The organism is Caballeronia choica (assembly GCF_001544535.1).
GTDB classification, from domain to species: Bacteria; Pseudomonadota; Gammaproteobacteria; order Burkholderiales; family Burkholderiaceae; genus Caballeronia; species Caballeronia choica.
Genome location: NZ_FCON02000047.1, coordinates 40,872 through 54,616, shown reverse-complemented (window position 1 = coordinate 54,616; position 13,745 = coordinate 40,872). Strand labels below are relative to the sequence as shown.

Here is a 13,745-nt window from a genome sequence, read left to right as displayed (position 1 = left end):
CGCATTCCCCATTGACGTATCGCCCGGCTTCATCTCGATCACCAATCCCTTCGATGGCGTCGAAGTGGGCACTGTGGTGAACATTCCACCTGAAGGCGCGCAGATGCTGATTCAGACCGCAAAGGATGGCGCGCGCGTCTGCCGCAACCTGCCCCGTCATGAACGGGCCCGCCTGCTCGAGACCTGCGCGTCGCTCGTGGAGCGTGATAAGGACGCGTTTGCCGATCTGATCGTCGCGGAAGCGGGCAAGACGATCCGGCAGGCCAGGAAGGAAGTGCTGCGATGCGCGAACACGCTCAAGCTGTCCGCCGATGAGGCGCGTCGTAGCGGAGGTGAAGTCGTGCCATTCGACGCCTATCGAGGATCGGAGAACCGGCGGGGATGGTTCACTCGGGAACCTCTCGGCATCATCGTTGCCATCACGCCGTACAACGATCCGCTGAACCTGGTTGCGCATAAGCTTGGGCCGGCGATTGCCGGCGGCAATGCCGTAGTGCTCAAGCCGTCCGAACTCACGCCGCTCTCAGCGATCCGGCTCGTTGGATATCTGGTGGCGGCTGGATTGCCATCGAACGTCGTATCGGTCGCGACGGGTGGCGCAGCGCTCGGCGAAGCACTCGTCTCATCGCGGGACGTCAGAATGGTTTCCTTTACCGGTGGTTTCGCAACCGGCGAGAAAATAGCCCGGTCGTCAGGCCTGAAAAAGCTCGCGATGGACCTGGGAGGCAACGCACCCGTCATCGTCCTGAGTGACTGCAACCTCGAGGACGCGGTTGCGTCGTCCGTGTCCGGAGCGTACTGGGCAGCGGGCCAGAACTGTATCGGCACGCAACGGATCCTGATCCAGTCATCCATCTATGACGAGTTCAGGAAGCGCTTTGTTGCCCGCACGCGAGCGCTCAAGTCGGGCAATCCCGCGTTGCCCGACACGGACGTTGGACCGATGATTACAACTCAGTCAGCCATCCGGACGAAACGCGTGGTGGATGCCGCGATCGGTCAGGGAGCTACGCTGCTGTGCGGGAATACGCATGACGGTTCGCTTTACGCTCCGACGGTGCTCAAGGACGTCAGCTTCGAATGTGACCTCTGGAAGCAGGAGATATTCAGTCCGGTTGTCGTTCTTCAACGGATCGAGACACTGGATGAGGCGCTTTCGCTTGCCAACAGCCCCGAGTACAGCCTGCATGCCGGCATCTTCACAAACGATCTGCATGCCGCGCTCAAGGCCGCCGACGAGCTGGAAGTCGGCGGGGTCATGATCAACGACTCATCAGACTACAGATTCGACGCGATGCCGTTCGGGGGGTTCAAGTACGGAAGCCTGGGCCGTGAAGGTGTCAGGTTTGCATACGAGGAAATGACTCAACCGAAAGTCGTGTGCATCAGGAAGATCACATATGGCAATCAGGAACATGCAGCAACGGCCGGATAAGGACCAGCCGGCAAGCCTCGCTTTCGACAGTCAGGCAGTGCACGCCGGTAACGTCATTGACGCCACAACGGGCGCGATCCGTACGCCGATCGTGATGGCGAACTCGTACCGGTTGCCGGATGACCCGTCCTCACTCGACTGGTCGGATTCTCAAACGCTGTTTTATACCCGCAATTCAGGCCACAATCAGCTGTGCCTCGAGCGCAAGCTTGCGGCGATGGAGCGCGGTGAGGAAGCGGCCGTGTTCAGCACGGGCGTTGCCGCGTTGCATTCTATATTCTTCACGTTCCTGAAAAGCGGCGACCACGTCGTCGTCAGCGATGTAACGTATGAGGCGGTTTGGCGTCTTTTCAATGAACTGCTTCCGGAACGGTACGGTATCGAAGCGACCTTCGTGGATATCAGCGACCTCGCTGCAGTACGCGAAGCTGTACGCCCGAACACGAAGCTGATCCATGCCGAGACCATTGCCAATCCGACGACGAAGGTGGCAGATGTCCAGGCGATTGCGAAGATCGCACACGATGCCGGCGCCATGGTGTCGATCGATGCGACATTCACGCCCCCGCCGATGTTTCGAGGCCTCGAACATGATGCGGATCTCGTTGTTCATGCCCTGACGAAGTACATCAACGGGCATGGTGATGCGATGGGCGGAGCCGTGATCGGGCGCGCGGAGCTGTCCGCCGTCTGAAGGGCGATGCGCTTGTCGATGTGGGCGGTTCAATCTCACCTTTTAATGCGTGGCTGATCATGCGAGGTTCAGTGACCTTGCCGCTGCGTCTGGCTCAGCACATATCTACCGCGCAGAAGGTGTCCGAATTCCTCGACAAGGATCCAAGAGTCGCCTTCGTCGTTTTCCCGGGACTGCCTTCCCATCCTCAACATGAGCTTGCGTCGCGCCAATTCGGTGGTATGGGGTATGGCGCTGTCATGGCGTTTGCCGTCGAGGGTGAACCGGAGATACAAGATCGCTTCGTGGCTAGCCTGCGTCTCATTACGTCGGCGGTATCGCTTGGCCACGACGAGTCTCTGATCGTGCACGTTGGTAAGGCAGGACGCGGCGGATCGGAGTGTTATCCCGGGGTGTTCCGGGAATACGGTCACCTGCGTCTGTCGATCGGGCTCGAGGACCCTGCCGATCTGATCGCGGATATCAAGGCGGCGCTCGACGAGACGTTCACCTGACTCGCAATACGCTGAGCAACAGCACGACCTCTACCCTCCGAGATGCGATTGAAAAAGCCGATTGTCTTTTAACTGACCCACGTCACTGGCAACGGTGGAGGGAATTTGCGGCAGGCTACTTTCGAGAGTAACGAAGGTCGGTGCCGGGTCGAGAGTGCGAGCTCGCTGATGCAGGCCTTTTCGATGACATACATGGAGGTGGCGAATGAAATCCGGAAAGCGGGCGAGACGCCGTAAGCCGCTCCCTGCACGGTCGCCACCTTGAAGTCGTCCAGCAGGTACATGACAAAGTCGCTATCGTCCTTGATCAGCTTGCCACCAGGTGTTGTCTTTCCAATCTGGGTGGTGCAGGAGACATAGGCATAGAACGCACCGTCGGGTGTCGGGCAATCAAGTCCTGCTCTTCCGTGCAGCAGCGCGACGACCCGATCACGACGCATCTTGTATGTGTTTCGCCATTCGGCGAAGAAAGACAGTGGGCCATTCAGCGCAGCGACCGCGGCTGCCTGACTGACGGCAGCGGGATTACTGGTGCTCTGCGATTGAAGTTTCGATCTTGTGGAAATTTAAGGCCGCGAATGCGCTTCCTGCATCGTACGCGGTCTTTTAACGACACCCTATCAATGAGCGGCAGAAGGTAGGAGGCTAGGTGTCCGCGTGGACACATGTATACCTACCTCATGGCAGAGAATCAAGATCTTCGAAGCAGGCTGGCGATCGGCCGCAAACGTGACGGTCGACGTCAATTTGATGAGGGCGCGATCGAGGAACTGGTCGAGTGGTGTCTGAAGCCAGGCGTGTAGGTCGCACGCACGGCGATGGACCACGACGTCAATCCGAATCAGTTGCGCAGATGGATAACGCGCTATCAGCAGCGGCAACTTGCGCAGGCAGCACGGGTTGATGAGCCCGAGCCCGCCGTGTTCGACGGCGAGCAAATCAACGTCGCTCTGCGACCCGGACCAGCCTTACCGGAAAGAGCCGCTGCGCCTGCCTTCATTCCCGTTGTTGCTGCCTCACCAGCCGCGGCCGCGACCGTACCGTCGCCGCAGACACGATCAGCCGCACTCGCATTGCATGTGCGATTGCCTAACGGCGTGCAGTTTGACGTGGGCGAGGCTCGTGCGGAAGAGCTGATGCCGATAATCCAGATGCTGGGGAGGCTGGCGTGTTCCGCTTCGACGAAGGACTAAAGGTCTATCTGCATCGGCAACCCGTCGATTTCAGGATGGGCATCGGAAGTCTGTCGATCCTGGTCGAACAGGGCATGCGGCGCAATCCGATGGATCGTCAGCGCATGAACAGGCCGCCATTCACATCCCAGCACGCACCATTTGCGAAATAGGCGTCGGCGGAGGCGAGCAGCACGGCGACATCCGCGACATAAGTTGCGGAACCCAGCTTTCCAACGGGAATGCCCGCGATCACCTTCTGCAACTTGTCCGCGGGAACGCTTTCGTGAACGATCGGCAAATCAAGCGGCCCCGGCGATATGGCGTTGACCGTGACGCCATAGGGAGCGAGATCGCGCGCGAATACTTTGGTCAAGGTAATGGCGCCACCTTTCGCGGCGGCATAGTGGGCGCCCGTGGCGGAGCCGCCGTTCTGTCCCGCGAGCGACGCGATATTGACAATGCGTCCCGTGCCACGATCAGCGAAATACTGGCCGAGAACTTGGCAACCGAACAGGACACTGCGCAGATTCACGTCGATCGCCTGATCGAACTGCTCGGGCGTGATTTCCATTACCGGAATGACCTTCGAGGCGCCGGCGTTGTTGACGAGCGCATCGATCGAGCCCCAGCGTTCGAGCAGCGCATCGCGCGCGGCTTCGAAGTCCGCCTTGAACGTCACATCTATTTTGAACGCGCACGCGGTCGATCCATCATGGCTCAGTTCGCGCGCAAGTGCCTGCGCCGGTTCGATTGCGATATCGGCCAACGCGACCTTGTAGCCCGCGTCATGAAAACGCCGGGCGACGACCGCACCCAGCCCGCGCGCGGCGCCTGTAATGAGGACTGTTCTGTCCGACATGGTGCTAATTCCTTTACTATGTTCGGTGTTCATTCGGCAAGCATCGCCTCGACACGCGCGGCGACCGCGCATACCGTTTCATCCTCGCCTTTGCGTCCGACAATCTGCAACCCCGCTTTGAGCGACGAGTATTCGATCGAAACGGGAAGGGTGAGCGCCGGATGTCCGCTGAGATTGAATGGCCGAATGAGCGATGACATGCCGATGACCGACGTTCCCGCGCGCGCCGCTTCAATCGTAATGGGCAGTGCGGGCATGGTGGGCAGCACGAGTACGTCGCACCCTTCGAGTGCGTGGTCCACTTCATTCGTGAACTTGCGTCTCACGTATTCAGCGGCGCTCAGGTCATCGGCGGTCGTATTCGAGGCGGCACGCAGACGCGATTCGATATCGGTCCCGAGCTTGCCCCTGCCGGCAAGATGACCGAACGCACGCCACGTTTCTGCGTTGATGACCGCGAGGCCCGCCGAGAAAGCATCGGTCATGGAGTGCAGGTTCAGATTGCTGCCGGCGAAGCCAGCGCGTCGAATCGCCTCGGTGACCGCGTTGGCAATGTCTTCGTCCGCATCCACGCCAAGAATGCCCACGCGCGTTTTCGACGCGTCTCGACGAGCCTTGACCACCTGAAACGATGGATCAATAGCCAGCATCACGTCGATGATCGTGTTCATGTCGCGCGCGAACGGCCCCACGCAATCCAGCGTTGTCACGTTTGGCGCCACGCCTTGCCGCGAAACGCGTCCGAACGTCGGCTTCAATCCGATGACGCCGCAACATGCGGCGGGTCCACGAATCGAGCCGCCTGTATCGGTGCCGAGCGCGGCGTCGACGAGCTTCAGTCCCACAGCCGAAGCCGAGCCGCTCGACGAGCCACCGGGAATGCGCGTCGCGTCTTGGGGGTTGGGCGGCGTGCCGCAGAAGTCGTTGATGCCCGTCATGCCGAACGCGAGTTCGTGCATGTTCGTCTTGCCGGTGATTCGCCAGCCCGTATCGAGCAGCCGCTGCACGACCTCTGCATGGTGCGGCGCAGGGGGTGCGTCGGCAAGTGCACGGCTTGCAGCGGTCGTCGGATATCCGGCGATATCGATGCTGTCCTTGATGGCGATCGTCGGCGCGTCTGCGCGGACATGTGCGCTGAGATCGAACTTCTGCAGAAACGCGCTCATGTCGGGACTCCTCTCGCCGGATTGACTTGCCACGGTGCATCGAAAAGGCGTTCGGTGCGCAAATGGCGAATCAACCATGCGCTGTCTCGATCGTCGGGCGCAGGCATGAAGTCGACTTCGAGTCGGGCTGCGATCAGCTCCGCTTTTCCGTCGACATAACCGGATGCCTGCAACATGATCCAACGACCCTTGGCCTTGTCGCCTTCGATGTCGATGTGCTCTGAGGTGAGGAAGTGCACATTGGTGGAGAAATGGGGTGAGGGAGGCAGATAGCGCTTGAGCATGGCGACGATCTGCTCCCGACCCATCAAGCGCCCGAACTTGTCCGCATACTGTGGACCGATGCCTTCCCACACGGCGTCCTCGCTGAATAGCCTGGCGAGCGATTCGCCTTCGAGTACCAATGCTGGCACATCGCACAGCGCCATGTATCGCGAGATTGTCTGACGCACTGCGTTGTGCACTTCCAGTGCGCTGACGCGCGCCTGCAACGTTTCGACGATCGATTGATTCATGGCGTCACGCGTTGTTCGTGACAGCGGGCGGGACGGTCAGCGCGCGACCCACGCGTGCTTCGATCTTGCCATAACGCCAAAGGTTGTATTCGCCCGCGGGCGTCGTGCGATACAGATTGCAGACGGCGACGGCAGTGTCGAAGTCGGCGACATCGGCCATGATGTAGAACGTCCATGGCGCACCATCGGCGTTTCCGACGACGAGCCGGTCATCGTCCATCGCGCCGAGCACGCGCACGTTCTCCATGGCCTCGATCGCACTGAGCATCTTGCCGTACGCTTGCCACACGCCGCCGATTTGCTCGCGCGGCAAGTCGAAGAAATTCTGCGAGACGCCACAGCAGAACAGCACACGAAGCGGTAGTTTTCGAGTATCGGTCATGAGTAGTTCGTTCCTATGTTCGATAGATGGGAGGGGCTCATAGATGGCCCGGAATCAGCTGAACGCCGAAGAACACGGCGCCCGCTCCGTCGTAGTCGCCTTCACCAACGAAGGCGTGGTGCGTGACGACATGGCGTCACGCCTGAGGCGCTGCAGCGGATGGTTTCGATAGATCACTATCGTTCCACCCAGGCGATAGGCGCGACTCACCACTTCTGCACCTTCTCGCGCGATCTGCGTTGCCGACAGGCGCAGCAGGCTGACTTGTTCGGGTGTGACGTCGTTGCCCGCGAGAATCGACTGACAGACTTCATCGGTCGACTCGTAGAAAACGCGCGCGCGGAACGCTCCCGCCTTCGCCAGTTTCGATGCGGTAGTAGGCGGGGTCGGCGAGTTGCGGCGCGCCGGTGGTCGTTTTGCGTCCGCCTGCCATGTTGTTGGCGACGTCGAGCGCCGCGCGCGGAGATGCAAGCCGATTTGCGCGACGTGCTCGCGGAGGTCGCGCACTTCATTCAGCTGCGCGCGCGATGAACGCGTGAGCGTGAACATCGAACAATGGCCGCGCCATTGCCGATTCGTTGCGAACGCGTGCTGATCGGCCAGGTGATACTCAATCTGGCCTTCAATGCCGTCGACGCGTTGACCGAAGCGAAGCAAGCCGGACTTACCGTCACGCTCGCCACATGCCGAAGCGATGGCGCTGCCGAGTTTCACGTCATCGACAATGGGCCCTGGGGTGCGCGACGACGCACTCGACCGCCTGTTCGGCGGCCATTGTTCGTCGAAGGCGGGCGGCAACGGCATCGGCTTGTCCTTGTGCAAGAACATCGTCTCGCGGCACGACGGGCGCATCGGGGCGCAGCGCGCGACATCGGGCGGGCTTGACTGCCGCTTTGCGCTGCCGCTTTCGACGCGTCCATGAGTCCATGAGTCCATGAGTCCATTATCGAGTTAGCGGCCGAGCGCGCGGGCCGTCTGGCCGCCGATACCAAAGTCCGTGTTCGGAATGTCATTGATCATGATGCGCGTGGACGCCAAAGGCACTCCGAGGATCGCGGCGCTCGTTTCGGACAGGTGTGCGATCAACGCTTTCTTTTGTGCATCCGTGCGTCCTGCGATCAGTATCGCGATAATCACCGGCAACGCGGATGGCGTGAGCTTGCCGCCAAGGCCGATGTTCGTCGCGGGCAGTTCGAAAAGCAGGACGCGCACGGACTCCGCGGGCGCGCCGATTGCATCGACGGTCGCTCGCGTCAGCCCTTGAATGAGCGATGCCTTGCGTTCGTCCGTATGGCCTTGCGGCAGATAGACTTCAAGTGTCGGCATGATGGCCTTTTCAGATGGACGAGCGCGCATCGGCGGACAACAAGCGCCGTGGCGCGCTTCTGCATCAAAGCAGGAAGCCGATGGCGCTGAGCGCCTCGGTGGAGTCGATCAGACGGATGACCTTCTCGACCAGACGCGGCTCGCCATTCGCCATGCTGATCTTGTGCGAGAGATCGGCGCCGAAGATCGTCGATACACCGCGTTTGTACGCGATGATGACCTGCGACGATTTCACTTCGATCACATCCGCGCTGTCGCTCGACAGCGTAAACCGCGACACGGTGCGCACGGTACGCGCCGCATCCGACGCGGAAGCGGAATAGCCGGACGTCATGCGTTGCACGCGCTTTTCCCGCATGTCGTGATCGTCGTAAGCGTAGTTCAGCGTCGAGGCGTAGTCGGTCGTGTCGGGATCAATCGGCACGACGTAAAAGCCTTTGAGATCCCACAACTCGAGCCATGCGCCATAGTCGCGACGATCGAGCAGTTCGGCTTCGCCCCAGATGAATTCGATTGCGCGCGCGAAGGTCTGGTGGGAAAAGAGTGCGTTGCGGTCGTCCATCATGCTTGCTCCATCATTGCGCGCCATTGCTTGTAGGCTTCGCGCATGCCGGTCTCATCCGTGGCGTGCGCGGTCTTCTCTCCGTTCGATGCGGTCGTTTCGCGGTTGAGGCCGCGATTCACGAGGATTGGAACTTCAGGGCCCGCGTGCGAGCCGCGCTGCACGCGTTCCCAGGCTTCGGCATCGTCGGGGCTGCCGAAACCGAACGGGCCCTGGAAGTGCTCGTGAATGCGCAAACGCACGCGATTGGCTTCCTCGGGACCGCCATCCATCGCGAGCGCGACGTGGCGGATTTCCGTTTCCTCAGCCGAGATCGGCCGCAAGACGCGGAAAAAGGCCATCGACAGCGCAAGGTTCGGAAAGAGGTTCAGGTTGAAGCCGACACCCATCAGCGAGCGCACGATGCGACGCACTTCTTCCGGCGTGTGCTTTTCCGCGAGTTGCGCGGCGAGTTCGTTGAAGCGCTCCGGCGGCGGTGCACCATCGTCCTGGTCGAGATCGACGATCTCCGGAACCAGTACCGCAAGACTATGGCCATTGCCGAGCGAGCGGCAGAACGCCTGATCGCTCGTCATGAAGCTCGTGATCACCGCGGCGGTTTCGTCGTCGATGGATTTCATCCACGATTTGTGAACGACAGGGAAGTGATAGAGGTCCGTCGTGTTCTCGAGCTGAATCTTCCAGTTGCCCTTAAACTTGAACTTGTGCTCGCCGTTGGCCTTAATCGGATAGCCCGCGCCTTGCTTCATGAACAGATCGATCCAGGGCTTTGCACCGCCGAGAAAGTCTTCGAGCGGTTCGATCGCTGCGTTAAAGCTTGCGAACACGAGTCCTTGATAGATCCCGACGCGCAGCTTCTTCAGCGGCAAATCGCCTTTCTCGCACACACCTTCATAACCGTCGCTGTAAGGCAGGGCGCGCAGCGCACCGTCGAGCGCGTAGGACCAACTGTGATACGGGCACGTGAAGCCCTTCGCATTGCCCTTATGCTCCTCGCAGACGGTCGCGCCACGATGGCGGCAGCGGTTTTGCAGGACGTTCACCGCGCCCGTTTTGTCGCGCACGACGATCACCGGCTGCCGGCCGATGGTCGTCGTGATGAAGTCGCCGGGCTTCGGCAATTCGCTTTCATGCGCGACCCAGATCCATGTCTTGTAGAAGATGCGGTCGAGTTCGGCTTCGAACAGATCGGGATCGTAGTAGAGAGAAGGCGCAATGCGATCGGACTCTGCGCGCTTCGCGAGCGCGCTGGTGTCGATGGTTTGGTAGGTTGGCGTACTCATCGTGGTCGTGGGGAGTAGTTGAGTGGGCTAACACGAGGACGGCAACGAACATTGGCGCATCCCCTCGTTGACATCAGTCTCGCTTTCCGAGGATCATGCGTCAAATCGATTAAAAACAGGTCCTCCAATAAGTGCGGCCGATATCTCGGAGTTCCCACAATGACTTCCATCGACCATGTCGACCTTAATCTCTTGCGCGTCTTTCAAGCCATCGTGGAAGAACGCAGCCTCACGAAGGCAGGGGAACGGCTCGCGCTTTCGCAGCCCGCCGTCAGCTATTCGCTGGGGCGCTTGCGAACGCTATTCGACGACACGCTTTTCATTCGCACGCGCGCGGGCATGCAGCCTACGCCCGTCGCGCTCGAACTCGCGGAGATCGTGGGACGCGCGCTCGATACAGTGCGCCAGGCGTTGCGCTATGCCGAGCGCTTCGATCCGGCAACGAGCACGCGCACGTTTCGCCTTTCTCTCTCGGATGCTGGCGAAATGGCGTTTCTGCCTGCCATCTGCGCGGCGCTGCAGAAAGCCGCGCCACGCGCGAAGCTGTTGGTCGAGCCCTTGCCTGTGGAAGACATCGAAGAGGCGTTGCGCTCGAGCCGGCTCGACTTCGCGATCGGAAACCTGCCTTCCCTGCTGCCGCACACGCGCCATAGCCTGCTGTTCGAAGAGTCATACGTATGCATGACGCGCAAACGCCGTGACTTGCCGACAGGGAACACGCTGAAGCTCGACCAGTTTCTTGGCGCGTCACACGTGCAGGTGCGCTCGCTCGAACACAGTCACCATGCGCTCGACGACGCGCTGCGAGCGCAGGGCGTCGGACGCAATATCGCGCTGGCACTGCCGCACTTCGTTGCCGTGCCAGGCGTGCTCGCTGCAACAGATTTCCTCGCCACGCTGCCCGAGCGGCTCGCGCATATCCTTAATCGAGGCAATGCGTTCCGCATCTATGCGCTGCCGGTGCAGTTGCCGAAGGCCGCGGTCACGATGCACTGGCACGAGCACTTTGACAAAGATGAAGGCATCGCCTGGATGCGCGGCCTCATGGCCGACGTCCTGGCGAACTTCGAGAAGATGTGACTCAGAGGTCGAGCACCAGCACGGGCGAGCGCGAACGTGATACGCAGCAGCAGATCACGCTGTTGCTCGCGCGCTCAGCCTTGCTCAGACAGTGGTCGCGATGTTCCGGCTCGCCGTTCACGACGTCGACCATGCAGGTCCCGCACACGCCTTCCCCGCACGAGGTATCCACTTCGATGCCAATCGAAGCGAGCGCATCCACGATCGAGGTCTTCGCATCCACGCGCACGGTTTGGCCCGTGCTCGCGAGTTGCACGTCGAAGCTATCGAGCAGGTTGTCGCTTGCGGGCGCCGGTTCGGCTTTGAAGCGCTCGAGATGGATGGCCTCCGCCGGCAGGCGCGCCTGCGCTCTGTCGACCACCAGATCCATGAAAGGCGCCGGGCCGCATGTGTAGACGTGCGCGTTCAGACCCGCTTCACGCAGGCATGCATCGAGTTCCGCCGGAAGGCCTTCGCGCTGCACGCCGAAATGCAGCTTGACGTGCTGATCGAATGGCGCGCGCGCGAGGAGCGTCATGAATGCGGCATGTGTTTCGCTACGTGCGAAGTAGTGCAGCGTGAAGCGCGCTTGCCGGGCCGCGAGCCGATAAGCCATCGAGAGCAGCGGCGTGACGCCGATGCCCGCGCCGATCAGGATGTGCTCGCTCGCCCTTTCCTCCAGCCGGAACAGATTTCGCGGTGCGCCGATGGACAGTTCAGTGCCGACGCTCACTTCCTCGTGCAGCGAGCGCGAGCCGCCGCGCGATTCAGCCTCTTTTTTCACGGCGAAGATGTGAGATTCGAGACATTCCGGATCGCCGCACAGCGAATACTGACGCGTAATGCCAGAGGGACTCGTGACGTCGATATGCGCGCCCGGCTCATAGCGGTCGAACGGCAGCCCATCGAGGCGCGAGATGCTGAATGACCGGACGCTATGCGCTTCCTCGCGCAAAGCGTCCACCCGAACTTTCAGTGTCTGAGCTTGCATGGTCAATTGCCTTAGAATGTGTCTTGGGGACGATGTGTCGAGGTTAGCGCCGTCAAACGAATAAGACAAATCGATTAAAAAGCTTTAGATGCATCAGCCGGATTTATTTTTGTGCCGCTTGTCACGTCGATGTCCCGATGCCTCTGCAGTCCCGCTCGATTGAAGCGCCTCGTGTTCGAGGCTCGCGCGGCAGTGTTTGCATCCACGTAAAAGCAGGGCTGCCGCGGGCGCGGTCGCGACGGCGTCGATGAGCGTCATCGACGGCCCGACCGCGAGCGGCGAGCCCAGCATTTTGTCGGCGATGAGCGCGAAAGACGTCGTGCCGAGGCCCAGCCCGATGAGTTCGACAGGAGCACGTATCGGTGAGATGCAGGTCGCGCTTGATCGGCTCGATCATCAACGCGAGCACTTGTCGATCGAGGAAGGAAAAGATGTACGCCAGCCACGCGAATGCAGATCGATGCGTGTTCGGTGGGAAAGGGAGGCCGCGTTACTTCTTATGCGTTTCGTGCGTAAATTTCAACGTTACGACGGTGATCAGACTGAGCGCGATCAGAAACACGGAGACAGGCCAGTAAGCGTGGTAACGCGAGAGCAGCGCTATAGCGATGAGAGGCGACAGGCCGCCCGCGAAAATCGACGCGACTTCATGACCGAGCGCGACGCCGGAATAGCGCACCTCGGTGTCGAACAGCTCGCCGACGAGGGCGGGCAGCGTGCCGATCATCGCGCCGTGACACACGGCCGTGCCGAGCACGAGCGCGAGCCACACAAGCGGAGTGGAACGCGTGTCGAGCAGCCAGAAGAAGGGAAACGCCATCAGTGCGAGCGAGATCGCGCCGATCATGTAGACGGGCTTGCGTCCGATGCGGTCCGAGAGCTTGCCCCATGCGAGCATCGCCCCCATTTCGATCACCATCCCGAGCATGACGCCGATGAGCATCGTCGAGTTGGGAACGCCTGCGAACTTGCCGTAGACGAGCGAGAACGCGAGGAAGATGTAGGCGCCGCCGTTTTCCGCAACACGCAAGCCCATCGCCATCAGAATCTCTTTGGGATGCCGGCGGATTGCCTCGAGCACCGGCATGTGCGAGGTGGTCCCCGCTTTCTCCGCGCTCTCGAACTCACGGCTTTCGGGCAGGCTGCGGCGGATGTACACGCCGATGGCGAAGATCAGGATGCTGGCGAGAAACGGCAGACGCCATCCCCACGAAATGAACTGATCGTGCGGAAGTGCCTGCACAACGAGAAAGGCGGCCGATGAAAGCACGAAGCCGCCGCCCACGCCCAGTTGACTCCACGCCGCGTAATAGCCGCGCTTCTCGGGCGGTGCGCTTTCGCTGATCATCAGCACGCCGCCGCCCCATTCGCCGCCGGATGCGACGCCTTGCAGCAATCGCAATGCGACCAGCGCGGCAGGCGCCCACAGACCGACACGGTCATAGGTCGGCAACAGGCCGATGCCGAACGTCGCAAAGCCCATGATGAGCAGCGTCCACACGAGCGAGGCGCGGCGCCCGTAGCGGTCGCCGATATGCCCGAATGCGACGCCGCCGAGCGGCCGCGCGATAAAGCCCATCGCGAACGCGGCGAACGCGCCGAGTGTGCCGATCAGCGGGTCCGCGTTGGCGGGAAAAAACAACTGCCCGAACACGAGCGCGGCGGCCGTGCCGTACACGAAGAAGTCGTACCACTCCATCGCGTTGCCCGCGACAGACGCCACGACGATACGCCTGAGGGCGCGATCCGGGGTCGCCGTGGCGCGCCTGGCGTTGGCGGAGGATTGAACCGTCGACATCTTTGC

17 protein-coding genes and 2 pseudogenes are annotated in these 13,745 nt (G+C 61.0%); 8 read left to right on the top strand and 11 right to left on the bottom strand.

Annotation, left to right across the window (positions count from 1 at the left end):
- Positions 1-10: 10 nt before the first annotated feature.
- From AWB68_RS20920 to AWB68_RS50815, 3 genes are all read left to right on the top strand, one after another.
- On the top strand, positions 11-1,435 hold the full coding sequence (locus tag AWB68_RS20920; protein WP_087646257.1) for an aldehyde dehydrogenase family protein: 1,425 nt from the start codon (positions 11-13) through the stop codon (positions 1,433-1,435).
- On the top strand, positions 1,416-2,129 hold the full coding sequence (locus AWB68_RS50820; RefSeq protein WP_200828751.1) for a trans-sulfuration enzyme family protein: 714 nt from the start codon (positions 1,416-1,418) through the stop codon (positions 2,127-2,129). The genes AWB68_RS20920 and AWB68_RS50820 overlap by 20 nt, the downstream gene beginning before the upstream one ends.
- Before the next feature lie 71 nt (positions 2,130-2,200).
- On the top strand, positions 2,201-2,623 hold the full coding sequence (locus AWB68_RS50815; RefSeq protein WP_268810934.1) for a PLP-dependent transferase: 423 nt from the start codon (positions 2,201-2,203) through the stop codon (positions 2,621-2,623).
- 68 nt (positions 2,624-2,691) lie between these two features.
- On the opposite strand, the gene AWB68_RS20910 is transcribed toward AWB68_RS50815, so the two are convergent.
- Positions 2,692-3,189: an aminotransferase class I/II-fold pyridoxal phosphate-dependent enzyme gene (locus AWB68_RS20910; RefSeq protein ID WP_087646253.1), complete on the bottom strand. Its 498-nt coding sequence runs from the start codon at positions 3,187-3,189 to the stop codon at positions 2,692-2,694.
- 99 nt (positions 3,190-3,288) lie between these two features.
- Here AWB68_RS20910 and AWB68_RS49565 point away from each other — a divergent pair, with 99 nt between their 5' ends.
- Genes AWB68_RS49565 through tnpB form a run of 3 tightly spaced genes read left to right on the top strand, consistent with a single transcriptional unit; the run spans position 3,289 to position 3,968 of the window.
- Positions 3,289-3,426 (top strand): hypothetical protein, encoded by a 138-nt coding sequence (locus tag AWB68_RS49565; protein WP_235028433.1) that lies wholly within the window; start codon positions 3,289-3,291, stop codon positions 3,424-3,426.
- 15 nt (positions 3,427-3,441) lie between these two features.
- Complete coding sequence (locus AWB68_RS20905; protein ID WP_235028432.1) at positions 3,442-3,816, top strand: hypothetical protein; 375 nt, start codon at positions 3,442-3,444, stop codon at positions 3,814-3,816.
- Positions 3,792-3,968, top strand: a complete 177-nt coding sequence (gene tnpB / locus AWB68_RS51450; RefSeq protein ID WP_125482984.1) for an IS66 family insertion sequence element accessory protein TnpB — start codon at positions 3,792-3,794, stop codon at positions 3,966-3,968. Before AWB68_RS20905 ends, tnpB begins: the two co-directional genes overlap by 25 nt.
- Here the strand turns inward: tnpB and AWB68_RS20900 are convergent.
- The 5 genes and pseudogenes from AWB68_RS20900 to AWB68_RS20880 form a co-directional block, all read right to left on the bottom strand.
- Positions 3,914-4,657, bottom strand: coding sequence for an SDR family NAD(P)-dependent oxidoreductase (locus AWB68_RS20900; RefSeq protein WP_087646252.1), 744 nt, complete (start codon positions 4,655-4,657; stop codon positions 3,914-3,916). The two genes, tnpB and AWB68_RS20900, sit on opposite strands and share 55 nt — an antisense overlap.
- A gap of 29 nt (positions 4,658-4,686) precedes the next feature.
- A complete protein-coding gene (locus AWB68_RS20895; protein ID WP_087646251.1) occupies positions 4,687-5,823 on the bottom strand; it encodes an amidase in 1,137 nt (378 codons plus the stop codon).
- The gene (locus AWB68_RS20890) at positions 5,820-6,338 is read right to left on the bottom strand and encodes a nuclear transport factor 2 family protein (protein WP_087646250.1); all 519 of its coding nucleotides are present in this window, start codon (positions 6,336-6,338) and stop codon (positions 5,820-5,822) included. The genes AWB68_RS20895 and AWB68_RS20890 overlap by 4 nt, the downstream gene beginning before the upstream one ends.
- 4 nt (positions 6,339-6,342) lie before the next feature.
- On the bottom strand, positions 6,343-6,720 hold the full coding sequence (locus AWB68_RS20885; RefSeq protein WP_087646249.1) for a hypothetical protein: 378 nt from the start codon (positions 6,718-6,720) through the stop codon (positions 6,343-6,345).
- A gap of 37 nt (positions 6,721-6,757) precedes the next feature.
- Positions 6,758-7,192 (bottom strand): annotated as a pseudogene (locus AWB68_RS20880) (flavin-dependent monooxygenase); the annotation flags it as partial.
- Here AWB68_RS20880 and AWB68_RS20875 point away from each other — a divergent pair.
- Positions 7,189-7,642: pseudogene (locus AWB68_RS20875) on the top strand (sensor histidine kinase); the annotation flags it as partial. The pseudogenes AWB68_RS20880 and AWB68_RS20875 overlap by 4 nt on opposite strands.
- A 29-nt stretch (positions 7,643-7,671) precedes the next feature.
- Here the strand turns inward: AWB68_RS20875 and AWB68_RS20870 are convergent.
- The 3 genes from AWB68_RS20870 to AWB68_RS20860 all read right to left on the bottom strand — a co-directional run bounded on the left by AWB68_RS20870 (position 7,672) and on the right by AWB68_RS20860 (position 9,891).
- Positions 7,672-8,046 (bottom strand): tautomerase family protein, encoded by a 375-nt coding sequence (locus tag AWB68_RS20870; protein WP_087646248.1) that lies wholly within the window; start codon positions 8,044-8,046, stop codon positions 7,672-7,674.
- 64 nt (positions 8,047-8,110) lie between these two features.
- On the bottom strand, positions 8,111-8,611 hold the full coding sequence (locus AWB68_RS20865; protein WP_087646247.1) for an aromatic-ring-hydroxylating dioxygenase subunit beta: 501 nt from the start codon (positions 8,609-8,611) through the stop codon (positions 8,111-8,113).
- On the bottom strand, positions 8,608-9,891 hold the full coding sequence (locus AWB68_RS20860) for an aromatic ring-hydroxylating oxygenase subunit alpha (RefSeq protein ID WP_087646246.1): 1,284 nt from the start codon (positions 9,889-9,891) through the stop codon (positions 8,608-8,610). Before AWB68_RS20860 ends, AWB68_RS20865 begins: the two co-directional genes overlap by 4 nt.
- Positions 9,892-10,050: 159 nt before the next feature.
- Between AWB68_RS20860 and AWB68_RS20855 the strand changes: the two genes are divergently transcribed.
- On the top strand, positions 10,051-10,971 hold the full coding sequence (locus AWB68_RS20855) for a LysR family transcriptional regulator (RefSeq protein ID WP_087646245.1): 921 nt from the start codon (positions 10,051-10,053) through the stop codon (positions 10,969-10,971).
- Position 10,972: 1 nt separating this feature from the next.
- Here AWB68_RS20855 and AWB68_RS20850 read toward each other — a convergent pair whose 3' ends face one another.
- Positions 10,973-11,941 carry a PDR/VanB family oxidoreductase gene (locus tag AWB68_RS20850; protein ID WP_087646244.1) on the bottom strand — a complete coding sequence of 323 codons (969 nt, stop codon included), beginning with the start codon at positions 11,939-11,941 and terminating at the stop codon, positions 10,973-10,975.
- A 490-nt stretch (positions 11,942-12,431) separates the two neighbouring features.
- A complete protein-coding gene (locus AWB68_RS20840) occupies positions 12,432-13,739 on the bottom strand; it encodes an MFS transporter (protein ID WP_087646242.1) in 1,308 nt (435 codons plus the stop codon).
- Between the last annotated feature and the right edge of the window lie 6 nt (positions 13,740-13,745).

Coding starts and splice junctions, on each gene's coding strand:
- AWB68_RS50820 (WP_200828751.1), top strand. CDS start 1,416: ATGCAGCAACGGCCGGATAAGGACCAGCCGGCAAGCCTCGCTTTCGAC.
- AWB68_RS49565 (WP_235028433.1), top strand. CDS start 3,289: ATGTATACCTACCTCATGGCAGAGAATCAAGATCTTCGAAGCAGGCTG.
- AWB68_RS20905 (WP_235028432.1), top strand. CDS start 3,442: ATGGACCACGACGTCAATCCGAATCAGTTGCGCAGATGGATAACGCGC.
- AWB68_RS20900 (WP_087646252.1), bottom strand. CDS start 4,657: ATGTCGGACAGAACAGTCCTCATTACAGGCGCCGCGCGCGGGCTGGGT.
- AWB68_RS20895 (WP_087646251.1), bottom strand. CDS start 5,823: ATGAGCGCGTTTCTGCAGAAGTTCGATCTCAGCGCACATGTCCGCGCA.
- AWB68_RS20890 (WP_087646250.1), bottom strand. CDS start 6,338: ATGAATCAATCGATCGTCGAAACGTTGCAGGCGCGCGTCAGCGCACTG.
- AWB68_RS20885 (WP_087646249.1), bottom strand. CDS start 6,720: ATGACCGATACTCGAAAACTACCGCTTCGTGTGCTGTTCTGCTGTGGC.
- AWB68_RS20870 (WP_087646248.1), bottom strand. CDS start 8,046: ATGCCGACACTTGAAGTCTATCTGCCGCAAGGCCATACGGACGAACGC.
- AWB68_RS20865 (WP_087646247.1), bottom strand. CDS start 8,611: ATGATGGACGACCGCAACGCACTCTTTTCCCACCAGACCTTCGCGCGC.
- AWB68_RS20860 (WP_087646246.1), bottom strand. CDS start 9,891: ATGAGTACGCCAACCTACCAAACCATCGACACCAGCGCGCTCGCGAAG.
- AWB68_RS20855 (WP_087646245.1), top strand. CDS start 10,051: ATGACTTCCATCGACCATGTCGACCTTAATCTCTTGCGCGTCTTTCAA.
- AWB68_RS20850 (WP_087646244.1), bottom strand. CDS start 11,941: ATGCAAGCTCAGACACTGAAAGTTCGGGTGGACGCTTTGCGCGAGGAA.
- AWB68_RS20840 (WP_087646242.1), bottom strand. CDS start 13,739: ATGTCGACGGTTCAATCCTCCGCCAACGCCAGGCGCGCCACGGCGACC.